This window comes from Aliishimia ponticola, assembly GCF_004803475.1.
Taxonomy (GTDB): domain Bacteria; phylum Pseudomonadota; class Alphaproteobacteria; order Rhodobacterales; family Rhodobacteraceae; genus Aliishimia; species Aliishimia ponticola.
This window is the reverse complement of the sequence record NZ_SRKY01000013.1, coordinates 1-1,177: the sequence shown is the minus strand read 5'-3', so window position 1 is coordinate 1,177 and position 1,177 is coordinate 1. Positions and strand designations below refer to the sequence as shown.

The following is a 1,177-nucleotide window of genomic DNA, read 5'->3' as shown; positions in this document are numbered from 1 at the left end:
CATGGCAAAGGAAAAGTTTGAACGCACGAAGCCGCACGTAAACATCGGCACGATTGGTCACGTTGACCACGGCAAGACGACGTTGACGGCGGCGATCACGAAGCAGTTTGGCGACTTCAAGGCGTATGACGAGATTGACGGCGCGCCGGAAGAGAAAGCGCGCGGGATCACGATTTCGACGGCGCACGTTGAGTACGAGACGGAGAACCGTCACTACGCGCACGTCGACTGCCCCGGTCACGCGGACTACGTGAAGAACATGATCACCGGTGCGGCGCAGATGGACGGCGCGATTCTGGTTGTGAACGCAGCAGACGGCCCGATGCCGCAAACGCGTGAGCACATTCTTCTGGGCCGCCAGGTTGGTATCCCGAAGATGGTCGTGTTCCTGAACAAAGTTGACCAGGTTGACGACGAAGAGCTTCTGGAACTGGTTGAAATGGAAGTGCGCGAACTGCTGTCTTCCTACGACTACCCGGGCGACGATATCCCGATCATCGCAGGGTCCGCTCTGGCGGCTCTGGAAGGTCGCGACGACAATATCGGTGCGGAGAAGATCGCAGAGCTGATGGCGGCTGTTGACGAATATATCGACACGCCCGAGCGTGCGGTTGACCAGCCGTTCTTGATGCCGATCGAAGACGTGTTCTCGATCTCTGGTCGTGGTACGGTTGTGACCGGCCGTGTTGAGCGTGGCGTGATCAACGTTGGCGACGAGATCGAAATCGTCGGCATCCGCGACACCACCAAGACGACCTGCACCGGCGTTGAAATGTTCCGCAAGCTGCTGGACCGCGGTGAAGCGGGCGACAACATCGGCGCGCTGCTGCGTGGTGTTGACCGTGAAGGCGTTGAGCGTGGTCAGGTTCTGTGTAAGCCGGGCTCCGTGACCCCGCACACGAAGTTCGAAGCCGAAGCCTACATCCTCACCAAAGAGGAAGGTGGCCGTCACACGCCGTTCTTCGCGAACTACCGTCCGCAGTTCTACTTCCGGACGACAGACGTGACCGGCACCGTGACGCTGGCCGAAGGCACCGAGATGGTGATGCCGGGCGACAACGTTGGTTTCACCGTTGAGCTGATCGCCCCGATCGCGATGGAAGACGGCCTGCGTTTCGCCATCCGCGAAGGCGGCCGCACCGTCGGCGCCGGCGTCGTCTCCAAAATCATCGAGTAA

1 protein-coding gene is annotated in these 1,177 nt (G+C 60.2%); it reads left to right on the top strand.

The window, feature by feature from the left end; translation table 11 throughout:
* The first annotated feature begins 1 nt into the window (after nt 1).
* A complete protein-coding gene (gene tuf / locus E4Z66_RS19535; protein WP_136464763.1) occupies nt 2–1,177 on the top strand; it encodes an elongation factor Tu in 1,176 nt (391 codons plus the stop codon).

Excerpts from the sequence above, each read along its gene's own strand:
- tuf (WP_136464763.1), top strand. The coding sequence starts at position 2 with ATGGCAAAGGAAAAGTTTGAACGCACGAAGCCGCACGTAAACATCGGC.